This window comes from Nocardia sp. NPDC055050, from assembly GCF_053608345.1.
This window is the reverse complement of record NZ_JBSGVG010000005.1, coordinates 234,653-256,140: the sequence shown is the minus strand read 5'-3', so window position 1 is coordinate 256,140 and position 21,488 is coordinate 234,653. Positions and strand designations below refer to the sequence as shown.

Annotated in this window: 17 protein-coding genes; 4 read left to right on the top strand and 13 right to left on the bottom strand. The window is 67.7% G+C overall.

Annotated features, from left to right (window positions below):
- Positions 1-19: 19 nt before the first annotated feature.
- The 10 genes from smc to ACWGCN_RS08070 all read right to left on the bottom strand — a co-directional run bounded on the left by smc (position 20) and on the right by ACWGCN_RS08070 (position 11,144).
- On the bottom strand, positions 20-3,646 hold the full coding sequence (gene smc, locus ACWGCN_RS08115; RefSeq protein WP_452450577.1) for a chromosome segregation protein SMC: 3,627 nt from the start codon (positions 3,644-3,646) through the stop codon (positions 20-22).
- Between the two features lie 155 nt (positions 3,647-3,801).
- The gene (locus tag ACWGCN_RS08110) at positions 3,802-4,278 is read right to left on the bottom strand and encodes a DUF1707 SHOCT-like domain-containing protein (RefSeq protein ID WP_378992161.1); all 477 of its coding nucleotides are present in this window, start codon (positions 4,276-4,278) and stop codon (positions 3,802-3,804) included.
- An 87-nt stretch (positions 4,279-4,365) separates the two neighbouring features.
- Entirely contained in the window at positions 4,366-4,821 is a 456-nt protein-coding gene (locus ACWGCN_RS08105; RefSeq protein WP_062986928.1) for a DUF350 domain-containing protein, read from the bottom strand.
- A 35-nt stretch (positions 4,822-4,856) separates the two neighbouring features.
- Positions 4,857-6,020 (bottom strand): glutathionylspermidine synthase family protein, encoded by a 1,164-nt coding sequence (locus tag ACWGCN_RS08100; protein WP_452458798.1) that lies wholly within the window; start codon positions 6,018-6,020, stop codon positions 4,857-4,859.
- On the bottom strand, positions 6,021-6,557 hold the full coding sequence (locus ACWGCN_RS08095) for a hypothetical protein (RefSeq protein ID WP_449968369.1): 537 nt from the start codon (positions 6,555-6,557) through the stop codon (positions 6,021-6,023).
- Between the two features lie 244 nt (positions 6,558-6,801).
- Positions 6,802-7,137, bottom strand: a complete 336-nt coding sequence (locus tag ACWGCN_RS08090) for an acylphosphatase (protein ID WP_378992157.1) — start codon at positions 7,135-7,137, stop codon at positions 6,802-6,804.
- A complete protein-coding gene (locus tag ACWGCN_RS08085) occupies positions 7,134-7,577 on the bottom strand; it encodes an OsmC family protein (RefSeq protein ID WP_378992155.1) in 444 nt (147 codons plus the stop codon). Before ACWGCN_RS08085 ends, ACWGCN_RS08090 begins: the two co-directional genes overlap by 4 nt.
- Positions 7,578-7,667: 90 nt before the next feature.
- Positions 7,668-8,339, bottom strand: a complete 672-nt coding sequence (locus ACWGCN_RS08080) for a response regulator (RefSeq protein WP_378992399.1) — start codon at positions 8,337-8,339, stop codon at positions 7,668-7,670.
- Positions 8,340-8,460: 121 nt separating this feature from the next.
- A complete protein-coding gene (locus ACWGCN_RS08075) occupies positions 8,461-10,983 on the bottom strand; it encodes an ATP-binding protein (RefSeq protein WP_452458797.1) in 2,523 nt (840 codons plus the stop codon).
- Positions 10,980-11,144, bottom strand: a complete 165-nt coding sequence (locus ACWGCN_RS08070) for a hypothetical protein (protein WP_452458796.1) — start codon at positions 11,142-11,144, stop codon at positions 10,980-10,982. The genes ACWGCN_RS08075 and ACWGCN_RS08070 overlap by 4 nt, the downstream gene beginning before the upstream one ends.
- A 275-nt stretch (positions 11,145-11,419) precedes the next feature.
- Here ACWGCN_RS08070 and ACWGCN_RS08065 point away from each other — a divergent pair, with 275 nt between their 5' ends.
- The 4 genes from ACWGCN_RS08065 (at position 11,420) to ACWGCN_RS08050 (ending at position 16,271) form a co-directional block, all read left to right on the top strand.
- The gene (locus tag ACWGCN_RS08065) at positions 11,420-11,503 is read left to right on the top strand and encodes a potassium-transporting ATPase (protein ID WP_067449012.1); all 84 of its coding nucleotides are present in this window, start codon (positions 11,420-11,422) and stop codon (positions 11,501-11,503) included.
- A gap of 83 nt (positions 11,504-11,586) precedes the next feature.
- Positions 11,587-13,257, top strand: a complete 1,671-nt coding sequence (gene kdpA, locus ACWGCN_RS08060) for a potassium-transporting ATPase subunit KdpA (protein ID WP_387442119.1) — start codon at positions 11,587-11,589, stop codon at positions 13,255-13,257.
- Between the two features lies 1 nt (position 13,258).
- On the top strand, positions 13,259-15,400 hold the full coding sequence (gene kdpB, locus ACWGCN_RS08055) for a potassium-transporting ATPase subunit KdpB (RefSeq protein WP_452458795.1): 2,142 nt from the start codon (positions 13,259-13,261) through the stop codon (positions 15,398-15,400).
- A gap of 1 nt (position 15,401) precedes the next feature.
- Positions 15,402-16,271 carry a potassium-transporting ATPase subunit C gene (locus tag ACWGCN_RS08050; RefSeq protein ID WP_452458794.1) on the top strand — a complete coding sequence of 290 codons (870 nt, stop codon included), beginning with the start codon at positions 15,402-15,404 and terminating at the stop codon, positions 16,269-16,271.
- 53 nt (positions 16,272-16,324) lie between these two features.
- Here ACWGCN_RS08050 and ACWGCN_RS08045 read toward each other — a convergent pair whose 3' ends face one another.
- The 3 genes from ACWGCN_RS08045 to ACWGCN_RS08035 all read right to left on the bottom strand — a co-directional run bounded on the left by ACWGCN_RS08045 (position 16,325) and on the right by ACWGCN_RS08035 (position 21,429).
- On the bottom strand, positions 16,325-18,469 hold the full coding sequence (locus tag ACWGCN_RS08045) for an amylo-alpha-1,6-glucosidase (RefSeq protein WP_378626337.1): 2,145 nt from the start codon (positions 18,467-18,469) through the stop codon (positions 16,325-16,327).
- Complete coding sequence (locus ACWGCN_RS08040) at positions 18,466-19,635, bottom strand: glycosyltransferase family 4 protein (RefSeq protein WP_379316068.1); 1,170 nt, start codon at positions 19,633-19,635, stop codon at positions 18,466-18,468. The genes ACWGCN_RS08045 and ACWGCN_RS08040 overlap by 4 nt, the downstream gene beginning before the upstream one ends.
- Before the next feature lie 285 nt (positions 19,636-19,920).
- Positions 19,921-21,429: a PstS family phosphate ABC transporter substrate-binding protein gene (locus ACWGCN_RS08035; protein ID WP_452458793.1), complete on the bottom strand. Its 1,509-nt coding sequence runs from the start codon at positions 21,427-21,429 to the stop codon at positions 19,921-19,923.
- Positions 21,430-21,488 lie beyond the last annotated feature (59 nt).

Sequence of the window (21,488 nt, the reverse complement as noted above, 5' to 3'; positions counted from 1 at the left end):
AGCCGCGCGAGCACCGACCTCAGGCCGAAGCCGAGACCGGGTCGGGGTCGGGGACCTCGGCTCGGTTCAGCCGCTGGGAGATGACCTGGGTGATGCCGTCGCCGCGCATGCTCACGCCGTAGAGGGCGTCGGCGATCTCCATGGTGGGCTTCTGGTGGGTGATGACGATCAGCTGGCTCTTCTCCCGCAGCTGCTCGAACAGGCCGATGAGACGGCGCAGGTTGGTGTCGTCCAGGGCCGCCTCGACCTCGTCCATCACATAGAACGGGGAGGGGCGAGCGCGGAAGATGGCGACCAGCAACGCGACAGCGGTGAGCGACTTCTCACCGCCGGAGAGCAGCGAGAGGCGCTTCACCTTCTTGCCGGGCGGGCGCGCCTCGACCTCGATGCCCGTGGTGAGCATGTCCGACGGGTCGGTGAGCACCAGCCTGCCCTCGCCGCCGGGGAACAGCTTCCCGAAGACGCCGACGAATTCGCGTTCCACATCGGCGTAGGCCTCGGTGAACACCTGGAGGATCCGGGCGTCGACTTCGGCGACCACGTCGAGCAGGTCTTTGCGCGCGTTCTTGACGTCCTCCAGCTGGGTGGCCAGAAAGGTATAGCGCTCCTCCAAGGCCGCGAACTCCTCCAGCGCAAGGGGATTCACCTTGCCGAGGGTGGTGAGGTCCTTCTCGGCGCGTTTGGCGCGGCGCTCCTGGGTCGGCCGATCGTAGGGCATCGGCTGCGGTGCGCTGACCTGCTCGCCGCGCTCCTTGGCCTCCTCGTACTCGTGCAGCTCCAGCGCCGAGGGCGGCAACGGCACCTCCGGCCCGTATTCGGCGACGAGGTCGGCGAGCGCGATGCCGAATTGTTCGGAGATCGTCGTCTCCAGCTGTTCGATGCGCAGTGCCGCTTGGGCTTTGGCGACTTCGTCGCGGTGCACGGCGTCGGTGAGCTGGGTCAGCTGAGTGTTCAGCGCACGGGCGCGTTCCTTCACCTGTTCCAGCGCGGCCGCGCATTCGCCACGGCGACGGACCAATTCGTCACGCCGTGCCGCGGCGGCGGCCACGACCTGCTCGAGTTCGTTCTTGATCTCGGTACCCGATGCGGCGACGGCCGCGGCGACCGCGGCAGCCTGGCGCCGAGCGGCCTGCGCGCGTTCGGCGCGAGCCCTGGCCTCCCGCTCCCCACGGGCCGCTCTGCGCAGCGAATCCGCTTTGCCGCGAACAGATTCCGCGCGCTCCTCCGAAGTACGCACCGACAGCCGGGCCTCGACCTCCATGGTCCGGGCCTCGGCGAGCGCGGCGGCGGCTTCCTCACGGGCATAGCCCGCGGTCTCGGTGCTCGCGGCGCCGTAGCTGTCGTCGCTGCCGTCGTGTTCGATCTCGGCGTGCCGCAGCCGGTCCTCGAGTTCGGCGAGCGAGGCGAGCGACTTCTCCCGCGCCGCTTCGGCTTCCGCGCGCTGGGTGGCCAGCCGCTCGCCTTCGGTCTGTGCCGCGCGAGCGTTCTGCCCGACCCGGGCGAGCCGGTCGTAGATCGCCAGCAGCGCCTGATCGGATTCGTGCAGCGCCATCAGCGCGTGGTCGGCGGCATCCTTGCGGTCGGTCTGTTCGGCCAGCGCGCCGGCCAGCGCGGCCTCCAGCTCCTCGGCCCGCCGTTGCGCGGCCGCCAATTCGGCGGTGGCAGTGTCGATATCGGCCTGGACCTCGAGCTGGCTGGGCATCCGTTCCGAACCGCCGACGATCCAGCCCGCACCGGCCAGATCCCCGTCACGGGTGACCACCCGCAGTTCCGGGCGCAGGGCGACGAGCTCGGTGGCGGTCGCCAGATCGTCGACGACCACCACGTCGGCGGTGAGCGCGGCCAGCGCGGGTCGCACCTGCTCGTCGCCTTCGAGCACGTCGGCGAGCCACTGCGCACCGGCGGGCAACGCGGAACGCTCGGCCGATAACGCCGCGTCGGTGGCGAAGACGAACGCCACCCGGCCACCGTCACCGCTGCGCAATTCCCGCACCGCCGAGTCGGCGGTGATGGCGGTATCGGCGGTGATGGCATCGGCGAGCGGACCGAGCAGTGCGGCCACAGCGGCCTCGAACCCGGACTGCACGCGTAGCAGGCCCGACAGCCGTCCGCCGAGCCCGCCCACGCCGTGTTCGAGTAGCCAGGCCGCGCCGTCCTTGCGGGCCAGGTTCATGCCGAGCGCTTCGATACGGGCACCGAGCCGGGCGACCAGCTTGCTCGCCTCCCGGTCGAGTTCCCGCAGTTCCCGCACGCGCTCGTCGGCCAGTTCCTGGGCGGCGACGGCGTGTTCGTGCTGGGCGTCCAGACCCTTCTCGCCCGCGTCGAGTTCGCCGAGTTCGTCCTGCACCGAGTCGTATTCGACCTGCGCGGTCTCACCACGGTGCCGGGCGTCGGCGATGGCAACGGACAGGCGCGCGATCTCGGCGTCCACGGACTGGGCACGGGTGCGCAAGGTGTCGACCTGGCCGGACAGCCGGGCCAGCCCCTCCCGCCGGTCGGCGATCGCGCGCACGGCCGCCAGGTGCGCCTGCTCGGCCGCCTTGGCGGCGTGTTCCCGCTCGGCGAGGGCTTCGCGGGCGGCTTCGAGGGTCTCGGTGGCCATCTCCACCGCGTACCGCAGTTCGGCCTCTTCGGCTTCGATCCGGTCGGCCTCGGCCTCGAGCTGGTCCGGGTCGCGTCCGGTGCCGACCGGCGCCTCGGTGTGCAGGTGCCGGGCCCGGTCGCTGGCGATGCGGATGGTGGCGTTGACCCGTTCGGTCAGCGCCGAGAGCTGGAACCAGGTCTGCGCGGCGGCCTCGGCGCTGGGACTCAGCCGCGACAGCTGGAACTCCTGCTGTGCCAGTGCGGCGTTGGCGGCGTCGAGTTCGGTCTGCACGTTGATCTGCTGTTCGCGGGCGTAGGCCTCTTTGCTGAGCTGGGATTCCAGCTCGCCGCGGCGGGTGACCAGGTCGTCGGCGGCCAGTCGCAACCGGGCATCGCGCAGGTCGGCCTGCACGGTCTGCGCGCGGCGGGCGACCTCGGCCTGGCGGCTGAGCGGCTTGAGCTGGCGGCGCAGTTCGGTGGTGAGGTCGGTGAGCCGGGCGAGGTTGGCCTGCATCGCGTCGAGCTTGCGGACCGCCTTCTCCTTGCGCCTGCGGTGCTTGAGCACGCCCGCGGCCTCTTCGACGAACGCGCGCCGATCCTCCGGCCGCGATTCCAGGATCGCCGACAGCCTGCCCTGACCCACGATGACGTGCATCTCGCGCCCGATACCGGAGTCCGACAGCAGTTCCTGCACATCCATCAGCCGGCACGTGCTGCCGTTGATCTCGTACTCGCCCGCGCCGTCGCGGAACATCCGCCGGGTGATCGACACCTCGGCGTAGTCGATGGGCAGTGCGCCGTCGGAGTTGTCGATGGTCAGTGTCACCTCGGCGCGCCCGAGCGGAGCCCGCCCGACCGTCCCGGCGAAGATGACGTCCTGCATCTTCCCGCCCCGCAACGCTTTGGCACCCTGCTCGCCCATCACCCAGGACAGCGCGTCCACGACATTGGATTTGCCGGACCCGTTCGGCCCGACTACGCAGGTGATGCCCGGTTCGAAGCGCAAAGTGGTCGCAGACGCGAAGGACTTGAACCCCTTCAACGTCAAGCTCTTCAAATGCAAGAGAACTCGTCCGCCTCTCCGCGAATCAGGCCAGACCTAGGTGCGTGCAGGCATCGCACGCGGCCAGCGGTGATGGGGGTGACTCGGGCAGCCGGTTCCCGACGAGTTACCCATGTGCTCGCGAAAGCCTAGCGGACGTAGCGGCAAGTTTGCGGTCAGTGCGGATTGATGTGCTTCATCTGCTTCTGAAGTTGACGCAAGTGGGTCTGGGTGCCGGGAGTCGCTTCCCAGCCGGTGATCACGCGGAAGACCAGGACCGCGCCCCACGGGCCGATCACCCACATCGGCCAGAAGTAGGTGAGCTCGCCCGCGGTCAAGGAGATCAGACCCCAGATGACCAGCACGATCACGCTGACGCCGAGCCAGCTGCCCGCCTCGATGCGCTGCCAGATCGGGAACCGTGTACCGGGCTTGCGTTCGACCGGTACGTCCGCTTGCTGCTGTTTCGTCAGCGCGGGCAGGTCGGACAGGACGACGGCGAGTTCGTCGCGCGTGGTGGTCGCGTAGACCTTGGCCACGCGCAGATCGTATTCGCCCAGGTCGAGCCTGCCGTCGGCTAGATGTGTGCCCAGCTGGGCGACGATCGCGTTGCGTTCGGCGTCGGACGCGCGCGTACCCGGGGTGATATCCATGCCGACGTCCTCTCGGTCACATCCACGGTGGAGTGCTGGTTTCCAGCGTCCACCCTCCACAGTGCGATGTCAACCGATCACCCTCGTTCAGAGAATGGCGAAGGCCACCACGAGACCCAGCGCGAAGTGCGCGGCGGCGACGACGAGAACCTCGGGGGTGTAGGTCTCGGCGTGCAGCGTGCGGCCGATGTCGATGCCGGTGACCTTCTCGATCACCCGTACCGAGATCACCTGCGCGATGATGCCGACCAGGCCGTAGATGATCGCCGCGATCAGACCTTCCGACAGCTTGCCGCTGCCGCCGGTGGCCAGCACCGCGAACACGACGATGAACGCCATGCTGATCATCCCGGCCGCCGAGACGATGATCGCGTTCGGCTTACCCGCCACCACCAGGTCGCGCAGCTTGCCGGGCGTGGTCAGGTCGATGGCGAAGAAGCCGATCAGCATGAGGGCGAGGCCGATCAGGCAGTACAGGATGATGGCGCCGACGCCTTCACCGAGCGCACTCCAATAACCCGATTCCAGGGCGAGGGCGGTCATCGTGGTCCTTTCGAACAATGTTGTGAGGTCAGGTGTCAGTCGACGATGCGGTGCGGCACGAACGCGGCGCCGTCATCGGTGATCAGGCCGGCGGTCTCCCGAATGCCCAGCCCCGCCGCGGTGTCACCCACGACCCAGGCGCCGAGCACCGGGCGCATCCCGTCGAATTCCGGTAGCGGGTCGAGCAATTGGTAGACGAAACCCTCGGCGCCGTAGACGCCGCCGGTCGCGGTCTCCATGCCGGGACCGACGATGGTCATGTTCGCGCCCTCGCGGCCGAGCTTGGGTTTGCGAATGTATTCGGTGAGCTCGTGCGGGCTGTCCAGGTAGGCGGGCAACAGATTGGGATGACCCGGATACATCTCCCACAGGATCGCCAGGATCGCCTTGTTGCTCAGCAGCGTGGTCCACAGCGGTTCGATCCACGCGGTCGCGGGCAGGCTGCCGACCACGCGCTTGCCGAAGTCGTCGTCGAGGATCCACTCCCACGGATACAGCTTGAAAATCGCCTCGATCGGCGCCTCGGCCAGATCGACGAACCGGTTCAGCTCGGTGTCGAAACCGACTTCCTCGATCGGCAGCGCGACCGTGTCGAACCCGGCTTCGGCCGCCGTCTCCTGCATGTAGGCGGTGGTGACGTTGTCCTCGCCGGTCGCGTCGGCGCCCGACCAGGTGAAGTGCAGTTCGGTACCGGGCAGCACGCCGCGCAGTTCGGTCCAGCGCTCCACCAGTTTCTCGTGCAGCGAATTCCATTGGTCGCCACCGGGATACACCTGCTGCAACCAGTGCCACTGGATGATCGCGGCCTCGAGCAGCGAGGTGGGGGTGTCGGCGTTGTATTCCAGCAGCTTGGCCGGGCGGCGCGCGTCGTAGCGCAGGTCGAAGCGGCCGTACACGTAAGGGTCACTGCGACGCCATGATTCGGCGATCGGGCCCCACGTCCATTCCGGCAGACCGAAATCGGCGAAGCGCTCGGTGAGGACCACGTGCTCGACGGCGTGCAGACACATCGATTGCAGCAGTTCCACATCGGCTTCCAGCGCGAGGATCTCGTCCATCGAGAACTCGTAGTGCACCGACTCGTCCCAGTACGGGCGCGGCTGACCGCTGGCATCGCGCCCCGGCGCGCCGTAGACGAGGCCCTGCTTCTCCACGATCTGCTGCCAGTCCTGGCGTGGTGTGCTCTTGGTGCGCCGCATCTACGACCCACTCCCCCCGGTCGACTTGCTGCCGAGTCCGCCGCGTTGCACCGTGGTGCCGCTCTTGGTCGTGATCTGGGCATTGCGCGGTTTCACCGAGGTGCCGCCGGTGGGTGGCTTGCCGATCGTCGGTGTGCCGCCGTAGTGGTAGCGGTACTGCGGCCAGCCCAGAATCAGCAGTCCGGCGCCGTGACCGCCGGAGCCCTCACTGCGGAAATTGGTCTTGCCGTCGCCGCAGTTGTCGTCGGGGACAACGACTTCCTGCCCGTTCTGGTCGATCTGCACGCACGAGGCCGTGACCTGGTCGGGTGCGGTGATCGCCCGGTAGGCGAGGTAACCGCCACCGACCAGCGCGGCGACGCCCACGATGGCGACACCGCCGATCATCACGCGTTTACGGTTGCGCCGCTTCTCCTCGGCCGCCGCGACCGCTGCCCGCTCGGCCTCTTCGGCCTGCCTGCGGGCCTTGTCCCTGGCGCGCGCCTCACCGACAGTGGGTGGACGTGGCTGGGTGACGCCGGGTTCCTGCCGTGACATCCGGCCGGGTTGCGGTTGGCCGACAGGATGCCCGCCCCCGCCGAACACCGGGTCCGCTGGCGTCGCACCGGCATTCGGATCGGACGGTGCCGAACCCGGGTCCGGCGGGGTCCAGCCCGCGCCGGAGTCGGGCGGGGTCCACGGCGATCTCTCGGGCTCGCCGTTCGAGGGTTGTTCCGGTCGATCGGGCGGACCAGGGTTCTGTGTGCTCACCGCTGCCGCCCCCTAGCCCCCGAAGTCACCACTAGCGCTCCTCGAATCCCGTCATGTCGCCCCGCACGGGCTCCCAGCTTTCCACAACCAGGTCTACCCGCCCAGGAGCACGCCCGGACAGACCATGTGTCACGTGCCCGACAGCGTGCGAGCTCTCGGGCGCTTCGCCGGACCGTAGCAGTTCCAGCAATTTCTCGCCCGCCGTTCGTGGCCCTTCGGCGACAACGTGGACGCGACCGTCGCTGTGGTTGCGCGCGTAGCCGACCAGGCCGAGTTCCAGTGCGCGCGACCGCGTCCACCACCGGAATCCCACGCCCTGCACGTACCCGTGCACCCACGCGCTCAGCCGAACCGGCTCCTCGCTCATGCGTCGATGTTGAAGGTCAGCGTCACCTTCGTGCCCGCTTTGAGCGTGCGGCCCACGGTGCACACCTTGTCGACAGCACGCTGCACGGTGACCAGTAGTCGTTCGCGGGCGGCCTCGTCGAGTTCGGACAGGTCGAGTTCGAGGACCTCGTCGAGCTGCGGGTAGAGCTCGTTCTCGCGGTCGGCATCGCCCGAGACGCGGATGGTGGCGTCGAACTCGTCGCCGAGGCGACGCGACAACGGCAAGTCGGAGCTGAGCCCGGTGCAGCCCGCGAGCGCGATCTTCAGCAACTCACCCGGGGTGAAGGCGCCCGGCACGCCCTGGGAGGCGATCAACACCTCGGCGCCACGGTTGCTGCGCCCGGTGTAGGCGCGGGTTCCGGTGCGCTCGACCCACAGTTCGGTGGGGGCGTTGGTCACGGGTGCGATCTGCTCAGCCATGCCTTGATCCTGCCATTCGCTCGACGACGATCCACGCCTGGGAACGTCCACGCCACTCCCGGCATTCCGGTCACGTGACCGGGCGCACGCTCATTCCTGGAAGCGGTACCCCATCCCCGCCTCGGTGAGCAGATGGCGCGGGTTGGCCGGATCGTCTTCGAGTTTGCGCCGCAACTGCGCGAGGTAGACCCGCAGGTAATGGGTCTCGGTGGCATAGGCCGGACCCCACACCTCGCGCAGTAGTTCCTTGCGCCCCACCAGTTTTCCGCGATTGCGCACCAGCATCTCGAGCATCCCCCACTCGGTGGGCGTCAGGTGCACCGGCACACCCTGCTTGGTGACCTTCTTGGCGACGAGGTCGACGGTGAACGAGTCGGTGACCACGATCGGGTCGCCCGCATCGGTCGCGCTGGCACCACGACGCACCGCCGCGCGCAGCCGGGCCAGCAGTTCGTCCATCCCGAACGGCTTGGTCACGTAGTCGTCGGCGCCGGCATCGAGCGCCTCGACCTTGTCGGCCGAATCGGTGCGCGCCGACAGCACGAGCACCGGTGCGGGCGACCACCCACGCAGTCCGGCCAGCACCTCGATCCCGTCCATGTCGGGCAGACCGAGGTCGAGTATGACGACGTCGGGGTGCTTTTCGGCCGCCACCCGTAAGGCGGCGGCGCCGTTTCCCGCGGTCAGGACCTCGTACCCGCGCACCGACAAATTGATCCGCAAGGCGCGGACGATCTGTGGCTCGTCATCGACGACGAGCACTTTGACCGGGGGATGCGCTGCCCCACCTCCCCGCGTCTTCGGATCGGCCTCCTGCGCGTGGTCGTCCACCGCCGGCGGCCGGCGGACCGGTTCGCCCGTCCCCGATGAGTTGCCCATGTGCTCACTTTCCTCGGGAGTCGACGTGTGCCGGCGCCGCGGGTGTGCCGGACGGCAGATCGACGAGCATCGTGAGCCCACCTCCCGGGGTCGGCTCGGCGTGGACGGTGCCGCTCATTGCTTCGACGAAGCCGCGGACCACGGACAGGCCGAGGCCGACGCCGGTGGTGTTGTCGCGGTCGCCGAGGCGCTGGAAGGGTTCGAACAGTTGCTCTTCGGTGCCGGACGGGACGCCGGGGCCGACGTCGACAACCGCGATCGACACCCGGTCACCGTCGTGCTCGGCGGTCACCCGCACGGGCGACTCGCGACCGGAATGGCGCAGGGCGTTATCGATCAGGTTGGCCAGGACGCGTTCGAGCAGACCGCTGTCGGCGAGCACCGAAACCTCATCGACCTCGACCTTCACCCGGTCCATCGCCGCGCGGCGCAGGCCACGGGTGCCCATGCCGACGCTCACCAGCGCGCGATGCACCGCCTCGTCCATGTACACCTGTCGCAACTGCGGCGTGACGACGCCGACCGCCAGTCGCGAGGAGTCGAGCAGATTGCCCACCAGCGCGGTCAGCTGGTCGACGGATTCCTCGATCGCCTCCAGCAGTTCGCCGGTGTCCTCCGCCGAGAATTCGATGTCGTCGCTGCGCAGGCTGGACACGGCCGCTTTCGCGCCTGCCAGGGGCGTGCGCAGATCGTGGCTGACCGCCGACAACAGCGCACGGCGCAGCCGGTCGGCTTCCAGCAGCGCCGCCGCCGCGCTGGCTTCCTCCGCCAATCGGGCCTGGCGCACCAGCCCGACCGCCTGATTGGCGACCGCGTTGAGCACCGGCCGATCGGAGGAGTCGATCGACCGACCGGCGAGCAGCAGGTGGCTCTGCGCGTCACCGGCTTCGATGACGGTCTCGGCATCGGAGGGACGTGTCGGTGGTTCGGGGCCGACCGCGGCGACGATCCGGTCGCCGCACTGCACACTCACCGCGCGCTGGCCGTAGGTTTCGCGGACTTGCTCGAGCAGGTTGTTCAGGTCGGCGCCGTGCAGCACGGATCCGGCGAACATCGTCAGCAGCTCGGCTTCCCGGGATGCCTTGCGCGCCTGCAGCGTTCGCTTCGCCGCGACATCGACCAGCGCCGCCACGGCCACCGCGACGATGAGCAGCACGACCACGGTGACGAAGTTGTCCGGCTCGGCGATGGTGAAGCTGAAGCGCGGGTCGGTGAAGTACCAGTTGAGCAGCAACCCCGACAGCAGCGCCGACAGACCGGCGGGAACGATACCGCCGAACAACGCGACCGCGACCACGCCGACGAAGAACATGGCGCTGAGCCCGCCCAGCTGCAACCACCCGTCGAGGAATACCGCGCAGATCGCGCTCACCAGCACCGGCACGATCACCGCCGCGGGCCACGCGCTCACCGGCCGCCTCGGACGCAGCCAATGCCTGCGCACCCCGCGATTGGCCTCCTCGTGCGTCACCATGTGCACGTCGATCTTGCCCGAGCGCTGCACCACGGCGGAGCCGATGCCCTCATCGAGCATCCGCGCCCAGCGCGAACGCCGCGAAGTGCCGAGTACCAGCTGGGTGGCATTGACCTCTCGCGCGAATTCCAGCAACGCGGTGGGCACGTCGTCGCCGGTCACGGTGTGCAGCGAGGCGTCGAGACCGGCGGCGAGATCGCGCAGCTTGGTCATCCGTTCGGTCGACACCCCGACCAGCCCGTCGCCGCGCACCACATGCAACACGACCAGATCGGCACTGGACTTGGACGCGATCCGCCCGGCCCGGCGCACCACCGTCTCCGACTCGGGACCACCGGTGACCGCGACGACGACGCGCTCACGCGCCTCCCAGAGCTCGGTGATCTTGTGGTCGGCCCGGTACCGGGCCAGCGCCGCGTCGACCTGGTCGGCCAGCCACAACAGCGCGAGTTCGCGCAGTGCGGTGAGATTGCCGGGGCGGAAGTAATTGCGCAGCGCCGCGTCGACCTTGTCGGCGGCGTAGACATTCCCGTGAGAAAGCCTGCGCCGCAACGCTTCCGGTGTCAGGTCGACCAGTTCCACCTGATCGGCGCCGCGCACCACCGCGTCGGGCACGGTCTCCCGCTGCTCGATCCCGGTGATCTGCTGGACCACATCGTTGAGGCTCTCGAGGTGCTGCACGTTCACCGTGGAGATCACGTCGATACCCGCGGCCAGGAGTTGCTCCACGTCCTGCCAACGCTTCTCGTGCACGCTGCCCGGTGCGTTCGTATGCGCCAGTTCGTCGACCAGCACCACCGCGGGCTTGCGCGTGAGTACCGCATCGACATCGAGTTCGGGCAGCTCGGTCCCGCGATAGGAGACCGTCTTGGTCGGGATCTGCTCGATGCCGTCCAGAAGTTCGGCGGTCTTCTTGCGCCCGTGCGTCTCCACGACGGCCGCCACCACATCACGGCCACGTTCGGACCGCCGATGCGCTTCGCCGAGCATGGCGTAGGTCTTGCCCACGCCCGGCGCCGCACCGAGGTAGATGCGCAGTTGTCCGCGTTTCACCGGTCCATCATCGCGTGTCGACGCGCCGGAGCCGACGTGCGCACCGGCAACACACCGACGCTCACCATCGGTGCGTGCGAGGTGTTCAGCCGACCGAGCATCCGGATCAACAGCAGCGATCCGGCAAAACCGAAAATCACCGCAAGGGTCACTACCGACACCGCGATCTCACTTTCCGTGCACCAGGGACCGCCGGCGCCATTCGCCGACCGGTGCCCACTTTCTACCGCCCGAACAGGCGCGTGATCTCGATCTTTACGGTGTGTTGACAGCTATCGCGCCTGCTTTGACGGCATCCTCACACCCATCGGCAGCGTCAACGTTGCGCAAAGGCCGGGCCCCGAGGCGCTAAGGAGTCGTAAGGAAGCCACGCCGAGCCGCGATCCGGCGTTTCACTCACCTAGGTGCTCCACCTCGGAGCACAAGGAGGTTGGAAATGTCTGTCGTGGTGTTCACGGTGCTCACCGTGGCGATCTTCGCGCTGCTGGGCTTGATCCAGCGAGGGGTGGAGAAGCTGTGATCGCGAACCTTGTAGGTCTCGCGCTGGCTGCCGGAGTCGCCGTCTTCATGGTCGCGGCGCTGCTCTTCCCCGAGAGGTTCTAGGTGAACACGACTACTGCGGGGATCGTCTTCGTGGCGGCCCTGGTTCTCGCGCTCGCCCTGGTCCATGTGCCGCTGGGCGACTACATGTACCGGGTCTACAGCAGCGACAAATACTCCCGCGCCGAGCGGCTGATCTTCCGCGCCATCGGCGCGAAGCCCGAGGTCGAGCAGACGTGGCCCGTCTATGCCCGCAGCGTGCTGGCGTTCTCGGCGGTCAGCGTGCTGTTCCTGTTCTTCTTCCAGCTGGTGCAGGGCGCGCTGCCGCTGCACCTCGACGATCCCGGCACCGAGATGACCCCCGCGCTCGCGTGGAACACCGCGGTCAGCTTCGTCACCAACACCAACTGGCAGAACTATTCCGGTGAGTCCACCCAGGGTCACCTGGTGCAGATGGCCGGTCTCGCGGTGCAGAACTTCGTCTCCGCGGCCGTCGGCATGGCGGTGGCGGTGGCGCTGGTGCGTGGCTTCGCCCGTCGCCACACCGGCGACCTCGGCAACTTCTGGGTCGACCTGGTGCGCGGCACCCTGCGCATTCTGCTTCCGCTGGCGTTCGTGTTCGCGATCGTGCTGGTCGCGGGCGGCGTCATCCAGAACTTCCACCTCCACGATCAGGTCGCGCAGACCATCGGCGGCGCCGAACAGACCATCACCGGCGGTCCGGTGGCCAGCCAGGAGGTCATCAAGGAACTCGGCACCAACGGCGGCGGCTTCTACAACGCGAACTCCGCGCACCCGTTCGAGAACCCGAGCACCTGGACGAACTTCCTCGAGATCTTCCTGCTGATGGTGATCGCGTTCTCGCTGCCGCGCACCTTCGGCCGGATGGTCGGTTCCACCAAGCAGGGCTACGCGATCGTGGCGGTGATGGGCACGATCGCCCTGGCCAGCATCTCGCTGACCAACCTGTTCCAGCTCCAGCACCACGGCACGGTGCCGACCGCGATCGGCGCCTCCATGGAAGGCGTGGAAACCCGTTTCGGCGTCGCCGATTCGGCCACCTTCGCCGGTGCGACCACCCTCACCTCGACCGGCGCGGTGAACTCGTTCCACGATTCCTACACCAGCCTCGGCGGCATGATGACGATGTTCAACATGCAGCTGGGCGAGGTCGCGCCCGGCGGTGTCGGGTCCGGTCTCTACGGCATGTTGATCCTCGCCGTGATCACGGTGTTCGTCGCGGGCCTGATGGTCGGACGTACCCCGGAATACCTGGGCAAGAAGATCACCCCGCGCGAGATCAAGCTGGCGGCAACGTATTTCCTGGTGAGTCCGCTGATCGTCCTGGTCGGCACGGCGGTGGCCATGGCCTTGCCGGGACAACGAGCGAGCATGCTCAACGGCGGGCCACACGGCATGTCGGAGGTGTTGTACGCCTTCACCTCCGCGGCCAACAACAACGGTTCCGCCTTCGCCGGTCTCACCGGCAACACCGAGTGGTACAACACCGCACTCGGCCTCGCGATGCTGTTCGGCCGATTCCTGCCGATCATCATCGTGCTGGCACTCGCGGGTTCGCTGGCCCAGCAGGGCACCACCCCCGCGTCGATCGGCACGCTGCCGACGCACCGGCCGCAGTTCGTCGGCATGGTCGTCGGCGTGACGGTGATCCTGGTCGCGCTCACCTTCCTGCCCGCTCTCGCGCTCGGGCCGCTCGCCGAAGGAATTCACTGAAATGACCACTCCCACACTAGAATCCGCACCGCGGCCCGAACACCGCACCAAGGGCGTACAACGCGGCGTCCTCGACCCGAAGTTGCTGCTCACCTCCCTTCCCGACGCCGTGCGCAAACTCGATCCGCGCACGCTGTGGAAGAACCCGGTGATGCTGATCGTCGAGATCGGCGCCGTGTGGTCGACCGTCCTCGCCATCGCCGACCCGAGCTTCTTCGCCTGGGCGATCGTCGTCTGGCTCTGGCTCACCGTCGTTTTCGCGAATCTGGCCGAAGCCGTCGCGGAGGGGCGCGGCAAGGCGCAGGCCGACTCGCTGCGCAAAGCCAAGACCGACACCATCGCCCGCCGCCTGGCCGACTGGACACCGGGTGGGCGCATCGTCGAGGAACGCCTCGCGGCTCCCGAACTGCGACGCGGCGACTACGTCGTCGTCGAAGCGGGCCAGATCATCCCCGGCGACGGTGACGTCGTCGAAGGCATCGCCTCGGTGGACGAATCGGCCATCACCGGTGAATCCGCGCCCGTGATCCGGGAATCCGGCGGCGACCGCTCGGCCGTCACCGGTGGCACCACGGTGCTCTCGGACCGGATCGTCGTACGGATCACCCAGGAGCCCGGCGCCAGCTTCATCGACAAGATGATCGCCCTCGTCGAGGGTGCGAGCAGGCAGAAGACCCCGAACGAGATCGCGCTCAACATCCTGCTGGCCGCGCTCACGATCATCTTCGTGTTCGCGGTGACCACCCTGCAGCCGCTGGCCGTCTTCGCCAAGTCGAACAACCCCGGCGTGCCGGACACCTCGGCACTGGACGCGCACGGCATCACCGGCATCGTGATGGTCTCGCTGCTGGTCTGCCTCATCCCCACCACCATCGGCGCGCTGCTCTCGGCCATCGGTATCGCGGGCATGGACCGCCTCGTGCAGCGCAATGTGCTGGCCATGTCCGGTCGTGCGGTGGAAGCCGCGGGCGATGTGAACACACTGCTGCTGGACAAAACCGGAACGATCACCCTCGGCAACCGCCAGGCCGCCGCGTTCATCCCGGTACCCGGCGTTCTCGACGACGACCTGGCCGACGCGGCACAGCTGTCCAGCCTCGCCGACGAGACGCCGGAGGGGCGCTCGATCGTGGTGTTCGCCAAGGAGGTGTTCAACAAGCGCGAGCGCAGCGCGGGTGAACTGCCCGGGGCCACCTGGGTCGAGTTCACCGCGCAGACCCGCATGTCGGGCGTCGACCTGTCCGACGGGCACCAGCTGCGCAAGGGGGCAGCGGGTGCGGTCACCGAATGGGTTCGTGCCCAGGGTGGTTCGATCCCGGCCGAGGCTTCGGCGATCGTCGACGGCATCTCCGCCTCCGGCGGCACCCCGCTGATGGTCGGTGAAGTCCGCGACGCAACACCGCGTCTGCTCGGCGTCATCCATCTCAAAGATGTCGTCAAGCAGGGCATGCGGGAACGTTTCGACGAGATGCGCCGCATGGGCATCCGCACGGTCATGATCACCGGCGACAACCCGTTGACGGCCAAGGCGATCGCCGACGAAGCGGGCGTGGACGACTTCCTCGCCGAGGCGACGCCGGAGGACAAGCTCGCGCTGATCAAGTCCGAACAGGACGGCGGCCGCCTGGTCGCGATGACCGGTGACGGCACCAACGACGCTCCCGCCCTGGCTCAGGCCGACGTGGGCGTGGCGATGAACACCGGCACCTCGGCCGCCAAAGAGGCGGGCAATATGGTCGATCTCGACTCGGATCCGACCAAGCTGATCGAGATCGTGGAGATCGGCAAGCAGTTGCTGATCACCCGTGGCGCGCTCACCACGTTCTCGATCGCCAACGACATCGCCAAGTACTTCGCGATCATTCCCGCGCTGTTCGTGGCACTGTTCCCCGGTCTGGACGCACTCAACATCATGCGCCTGGCCAGCCCACAGTCGGCGATCCTGTCCGCGGTCATCTTCAACGCGATCATCATCGTGGCGCTCATCCCGCTCGCGCTGCGCGGTGTCAACTATCGGCCGAGCAACGCCTCGAAGCTGTTGAGCCGCAACCTGACGATCTACGGCCTCGGCGGCATCATCGCGCCGTTCCTCGGCATCAAGGTCATCGATCTGTTCGTCCAACTCCTCCCCGGGATGTCCTGAAATGCGTATGTCAACCTGGATCCGCCAGCACCTGGCCGCCCTGCGCGCCCTGCTCGTGCTGACCGCGATCACCGGAATCATCTATCCCGTGGCGGTTTTCGCGGTCGCTCAGCTGCCCGGACTCGACGACAAGGCCGACGGCTCGCTCATCGAGCGGGACGGAAAACTGGTGGGCTCCAGCCTGATCGGGCAGTCGTTCGCCGGCGCCGACGGCAAGGCCATGGCGCAGTACTTCCAGAGCCGCCCGTCGGTCGCGGGCGACGGCTACGACCCGCTGTCCACCGCCGCGAGCAATCTCGGCCCCGAGGACATCGTCGACACCGCCGACCGCACCAGCCTGCTCACCACCGTGTGCGCCCATTCCAAGGAGGTCGGCGACCGTGAGGGGGTCGACGGCGCCCGGCAGTTCTGCACGAAAGACGGTGTGGGCGCGGCGCTCTCGGTGATCGGGCCGCGTGATGCCGACGGCGACGTGTCGCGGCCGGTGCAGGTGGTCAGCGTCAACGAACTCTGCCCCGCGCGACCGTTCCTGACCACGTTCCGCGGCGTCGCCGTGGAGTGTGCGCAGGCGGGCGAGGACTACGCCGTCGGCCGGATCATCCCGATCCTCGGTGACGCGCCGGCCGAGGCCACGGTCCCCGCCGACGCGGTCACCGCGAGCGGCAGCGGTCTCGACCCCCACATCTCCCCCGAATACGCGACCATCCAGGTCGATCGGGTGGCCAAAGCGCGCGGCATCACCGCCACCCAGGTGCGCGAACTACTCGCCGCGCACACCGACGGGCGCACGCTCGGATTCCTCGGGGAGCCACGGGTGAACGTCGTCGAACTCAACCTCGATCTCGACGCCCGCTACCCGTTCGAAGGCTGAAGCACAGCAATCGGGGCCGCAACCATCGCTGGTCGCGGCCCCGATTCCGCGATCTACTCCTCGTCGGTGATCAGCGCCCAGCCCTCGGGCAGGCCCGTCACGGTCACCGCCGAGCCGCACACCTCGAGATCCACCGTCACCCCGTCGCCGAGCCGGAACTCCGACATCCGCACGCACCCCCAGGCCGGGGGAATCTGCGGCCGCAGCGTCAACGTCCTGGCCGGCACATCGGGATCGAGCCCGAGGAACGACCGAACCAGCAGCAACGGCGCCGCACTGGCCCAGGCCTGGGGCGAACACGACGTCGGATACGGCACGGGCGCGGCGAATCTCGCCCGCGGGAAACCACAGAACAGCTCGGGCAACCGGCCGTCGAACGCCGCGGCGGCATCGAGCAGACCACCCGACAGCTTCGTCGCCAGTTCCACCGCGCCCGGCACATGCTGGTATCGCATCAACCCGGCGACAGCGATCGCCGTGTCGTGCGGCCAGATCGACCCGCAGTGGTAACTCATCGGGTTGTAGGCGCCCATATCGGAAGCCAACGTCCGCAGCCCGAAGCCCGAATCCATCTCCGCCCGGGACAGATTCCGGATCAGGATCTCGGCGTGCTCGTCGGTCGCGATGCCCGACCACAGACAGTGCGCCGCATTGCTGGTCAACGCGTCGACCTGGCGTTTGCGTCCGTCCAAGGCCACCGCGTACCACCCGTAATGGGGTAGCCAGAACTGTTCGGCGAACTTGGTTCGCAACTCGTCGGCCCGTTCCCGCATTCGCACGGCCAGCTCGGGGTCGTCGAACTGGTCGGCGAGCTCCGCACGGGCCAGGAACGCCGCGTACACATATCCCTGGACCTCGGCCAGCGCGATCGGGGCCTCGGCGATATGTCCCGCGGCGTCGTTGATTCCGTCGAAACTGTCCTTCCAGCCCTGATTGATCAGGCCGCGATCGGTGGCGCGCACGTATTCGACGAAACCGTCGTCGTCGCGGTCACCGAAATCGGTGATCCAGCTGATCGCGGCGTCGGCCGCGGGCAGCAGGGTGGCGATCGACGCGGGATCCGCGCCCCATCGCAGACATTCGGCGAGCAGCATCACGAAAAGCGGTGTGGCGTCGACGGTTCCGTAATAGATCTGCCCGCCCAGCACCTGCCCGACCGAGGGTCCGCGCCGCATCTCGTGCATGATCCGGCCCGGCTCCTCCTCGACGAGCGGGTCGATCGTCTGCCCTTGTAGTTCGGCCAGCTGCTGCAAAGTGCCCAGTGCCAGATCGGTTTCCAGTGGCAGCGACATCCACGCCGTGAGCAGGGAGTCCCGGCCGAACAACGTCATGAACCACGGCGCGCCCGCCGCCACGAAGGGCCGGTTGGTGCCCGAATCGGTGTGGATCTGCAAGGCGCCCAGATCGCTTTCGGTGCGCCGCAGGATCTGGTTGAGCAGGCCCGAATCCGCGGAGATATCGGTGGCGGTGGCTCGCCAGGCCTGGATCTTGCGCACGGGCTCGCTGGCCCGATATCGCTCGCCCGGTGTCCCCGCGATCTGCGGGCGTTGCGCGGCACCCGCCGGCTGGGCGGTGATCTCGGTCTGCCAGCGCCCGCCCGCGGGGACCACGACCCGCCAGATCATGGTGCCGGGCAACACCATCGGCTCGACGGTCGAGGTGAGCGCGAGCCCACGTGACAGATCGGCGCGATCGTGCAGCAGCAGTTCACCGTCGGTGGTGGTCATCTCCGCCCGGCGCCCGTGGGTCCGGCCTTCCTTCACCGCGAACAGGTCGACGAAGTCGGCGTCGACGTGCAGTTCGAGCACCACCGCTGTCGCCTCACGGCTCATGTTCTCCAGCGTGATCAGCTCGTGCATGCCCTCGGCGACGAGCCGATCACGCACCACGAGCAGGGTGCTGTCGGCCCGACCCTGTTGCGGTGGCCTGCGCAGCACGAACCGCGCCGCGAAGGCCTCCGGGCTCAACACCGACAGCGCCTCGGGCCGTTTGCCGTCGATCATCAGCTCCCAGCGCGAGATCACCCTGGCGTCACGAAAGAACAGGCCCTGCGGCTTACCCGGCTCGATATCGCCGAGCCGGTCGGACAGGCAGAACGTGCCGCCTTCGACCAGGGTGATGTTGCCGCCGCCGCCACCGAGCCCCGCGGGTTCCCCCGCGTTGAGGGGGCTCGGCGCCGAGGCGCTGTCGGTGCTCATGCGCGCCCGTTGGCCGCTACCCCGACGGGCATCGGCATCGCATACGCGGTGTCGTACCCGATCGTGGTGCGGGCGAGCAGATCCCGGTACACCTGTTCGTAGCCGCGGCCGAGGGTGTCGGCGCTGAAGTTGTCGACCACGTGCTTGCGGCAGACCGCCGGATCGTAGGTCTGAACTTCGGCGATGGCCGCGGGCAGCTCGGCCGGATCGTCACAGATCCGCCCGGTGACCCCGTCGACCACCACTTCGCTCACCGCACCGCCACGCAACGCGACCACGGGCGTACCGCAGATCATCGCCTCGATCATCACCATGCCGAACGGCTCCTCCCATCGAATGGGGAACAGCAGACACTTAGCTCCGGAGAGCAGCTTACGCTTGGCGGCCGCGTCGGCGAGACCGAACATCTGATCCTGATCGGTCATCCGCGGTCGCACGAACTCCTCGAAGTAGGCCTTCTCCGGCGGCTCACTGCACTTGCCCGCCAGGATCAGCGGCATGCCGACGGCGTGGGCGGCGTCGAGCGCCAGATGCGGGCCCTTGTCGTCGCTGAACCGGCCGAGAAACAGTGCGTAGTCCTGCTTCTCGGTCTCGTACGGCCACTGATCGGGACACAGCGCGTTGTGGACCCGGCCCGCCCATGGCAGATCGGGCGCCAGCGCGCGCTGACGGTCGCTGATCGCGACGAGCGAGCACTCCTGGCCCAGTTCCTTGTAGTAGCGGTAGCAGTCGTCCTGCACCGGGCCGTGCACGGTGACCACCGTCGGCAACCCGAGATTGGCGTAGGCGGGCGCGTTCAGCGGGCCCGCGAACGTGTGGTCGTGGACCAGGTCGATGCCTTCGGTATCGGCCAGCCGCTCGATGGCGCGGCGCACCCGCAGCGCGTGCACGATTTCCGGGAACGGATCGCCCAGCCGTTCGGGCTGGATCCGGTCCCACAGCGGAACGAAATCCGCTTTGGTACCGTCGACACCCGCACCGAACAGGGTGACGTGATGGCCACGCTCACACAGGGAGTCGACCAGATCGGCGACGACGGCCTCGACGCCGCCGTAGGCCTTGGGTGGAACATCGAAATACGGTGGAACAACCATCGCGATCCGCAGGGGACCACCGTGGTGATCGATCGAGTAGAGATCGGACGCGGACAAACCGGTCGGCGACATTGCCGACGTGTCTGTACTCATGACCTTCCTTCCAGGGACGCAACCTAGCAACACTTGCGCGAACAAGAGATGGCCGCCTCGGCGGAGGTGGAGACGAGAGCTTCACCGCCGTCCATGGGGCATGGTTGGCCTGGCCAGACGCAATACGCACCGTTTCGGGTGCCCGCCTGAACAGAGGGGCCGTCAAGGAACGTACCCCGCTACCGCAGAGTAAACCAGCGTGTTGCTGGAAATGTTCTATATCGATTACCTACCACGGCAGGAGATTACGCGGTCAGAGGCGGTCTACGGCGTACAGATTGCCTGTCCAACCGAATCCAGGCACGGAATATTGCCGAACTCCCGAATAGTGGCCCTGCCTTGACCGTGCATCAGGTAGTCGATGAACTGAGCCGCCAGCGAATCACCGGCCACCTGTCCATGTGTATCGGCGTACTCCACCACCGTGAGCGGGTACGTCCGCATCTTCATGGTGTCCTCCGACGCGTTGACCCCGTCCAGCGCGACGAGTTTCACCTCACCGCTGACCGCCGAAGTCTCCATGTAACCCACCGCGCCCGGGGTACGGGCGACGAACGATGCCACCCCCTCGGTGGTCTTGACCTCGCATTGTTCGCCCTCCGATGGCCTTCCGGCGCACGGGATGAACGGGAACACCTTACGGTTACCTTCGAGCAACCGGTTCTCGAGCGCCGTTCGGGTGCCGGAGCCCGCCTCCCGGTCGATCAGCACCACCGGCTGATCGGGCCCGCCGATCTGGTTCCAGTTCTTGATGTTTCCCCGGTACAGATCACGGACCTGCTGCGTCGTGAGATTCGGCAGGTCGACACCCGGGTGGGTCACGATCGAGAAGGAACTGAGAGCCAATTGATACTCGATCAGTTTGTCGAAGCCGTTGCCCTTGGGACCGTCACTGATCGCGAGCATCTCCTGCGTCGGGCCGGTCTGGACCAGCTCGACGAGCCCGTCGGAGGTTCCCGCGAAGTCGAAGGTGAATTTCGCTCCGGTGCAGGTCTTTGCGTAGTTCTGCGCGGCCGCGCGAATCATCGGCGCCATCGCGGTGGAACCGACCAGCGTGAGGTCACCCTCCGCGCAGTCACGCGGTGGCGGGTCCGGTTGCAGAGCGAGGACCGCTTGCACCGCGATCAGCGCGACCAGGAAGCCCGACAGCGCCATCAGTTTCTTCGACGGGCCGGAGTGACTCGTGGTCTCGACGACCTTGCCTCGCTTGACCCGCCCGGTCAGGACCGGCTCCACCGGCTCCCCGTCACCGTGCACCCGCTTGAGCACCGCGAGAATCTTGTAGTGCTGACGTCGTTCGAGCTGCACCTTCGGCAGATCGATGATGCCGGCGAAGTTCTCGCCCTCGCCTCTGGCCCGTTTGCCGATACCCGATGCGGGGCCGAGATTGTCGGAGAGCGGCCCGTCCAGCTCGGTCACCGCCAAACCGATGACCTCACGACCAGGGAACGTGACATGCAGCCCGACCCGCGGATCGGCTCCACTCATCGTGTAGTCGTCGGGGTCGATGGCGAGCGTGCCGTTGTTCTCGACGCGGACCAGCACGACCGACAGCTTGGACAGGTCCAGCTGTGGCCCACCGGCTTCCGGGGTGCTCAGATTCGCCAGGGCGCCGACCAGCGACGCGGTGTCCGTCTCTCCTGTCACCGGCGTGTCCATCTGGACGCGGTATCCCAGCCGACGCCGCCCGACCAGGACGAATTCGCGAACGAACGCCGCCGAGGCCACCACGAGGCCGACCGCGGAAAGTACGAGCTCCACCGGAATGTCCATCAAATCCCCCACTAAACCATGTCGATCAGCGAGTTGATGTGTACCAGGCGGGATTCGGC

Excerpts from the sequence above, each read along its gene's own strand:
- ACWGCN_RS08090 (WP_378992157.1), bottom strand. The coding sequence starts at position 7,137 with ATGAGCGAGGAGCCGGTTCGGCTGAGCGCGTGGGTGCACGGGTACGTG.
- ACWGCN_RS08105 (WP_062986928.1), bottom strand. The coding sequence starts at position 4,821 with ATGACCGCCCTCGCCCTGGAATCGGGTTATTGGAGTGCGCTCGGTGAA.
- kdpB (WP_452458795.1), top strand. The coding sequence starts at position 13,259 with ATGACCACTCCCACACTAGAATCCGCACCGCGGCCCGAACACCGCACC.
- ACWGCN_RS08095 (WP_449968369.1), bottom strand. The coding sequence starts at position 6,557 with ATGTCACGGCAGGAACCCGGCGTCACCCAGCCACGTCCACCCACTGTC.
- ACWGCN_RS08040 (WP_379316068.1), bottom strand. The coding sequence starts at position 19,635 with ATGTCGCCGACCGGTTTGTCCGCGTCCGATCTCTACTCGATCGATCAC.
- ACWGCN_RS08065 (WP_067449012.1), top strand. The coding sequence starts at position 11,420 with ATGTCTGTCGTGGTGTTCACGGTGCTCACCGTGGCGATCTTCGCGCTG.
- ACWGCN_RS08085 (WP_378992155.1), bottom strand. The coding sequence starts at position 7,577 with ATGGCTGAGCAGATCGCACCCGTGACCAACGCCCCCACCGAACTGTGG.
- ACWGCN_RS08050 (WP_452458794.1), top strand. The coding sequence starts at position 15,402 with ATGCGTATGTCAACCTGGATCCGCCAGCACCTGGCCGCCCTGCGCGCC.
- ACWGCN_RS08045 (WP_378626337.1), bottom strand. The coding sequence starts at position 18,469 with ATGAGCACCGACAGCGCCTCGGCGCCGAGCCCCCTCAACGCGGGGGAA.
- ACWGCN_RS08035 (WP_452458793.1), bottom strand. The coding sequence starts at position 21,429 with ATGGACATTCCGGTGGAGCTCGTACTTTCCGCGGTCGGCCTCGTGGTG.
- ACWGCN_RS08100 (WP_452458798.1), bottom strand. The coding sequence starts at position 6,020 with ATGCGGCGCACCAAGAGCACACCACGCCAGGACTGGCAGCAGATCGTG.
- ACWGCN_RS08110 (WP_378992161.1), bottom strand. The coding sequence starts at position 4,278 with ATGGATATCACCCCGGGTACGCGCGCGTCCGACGCCGAACGCAACGCG.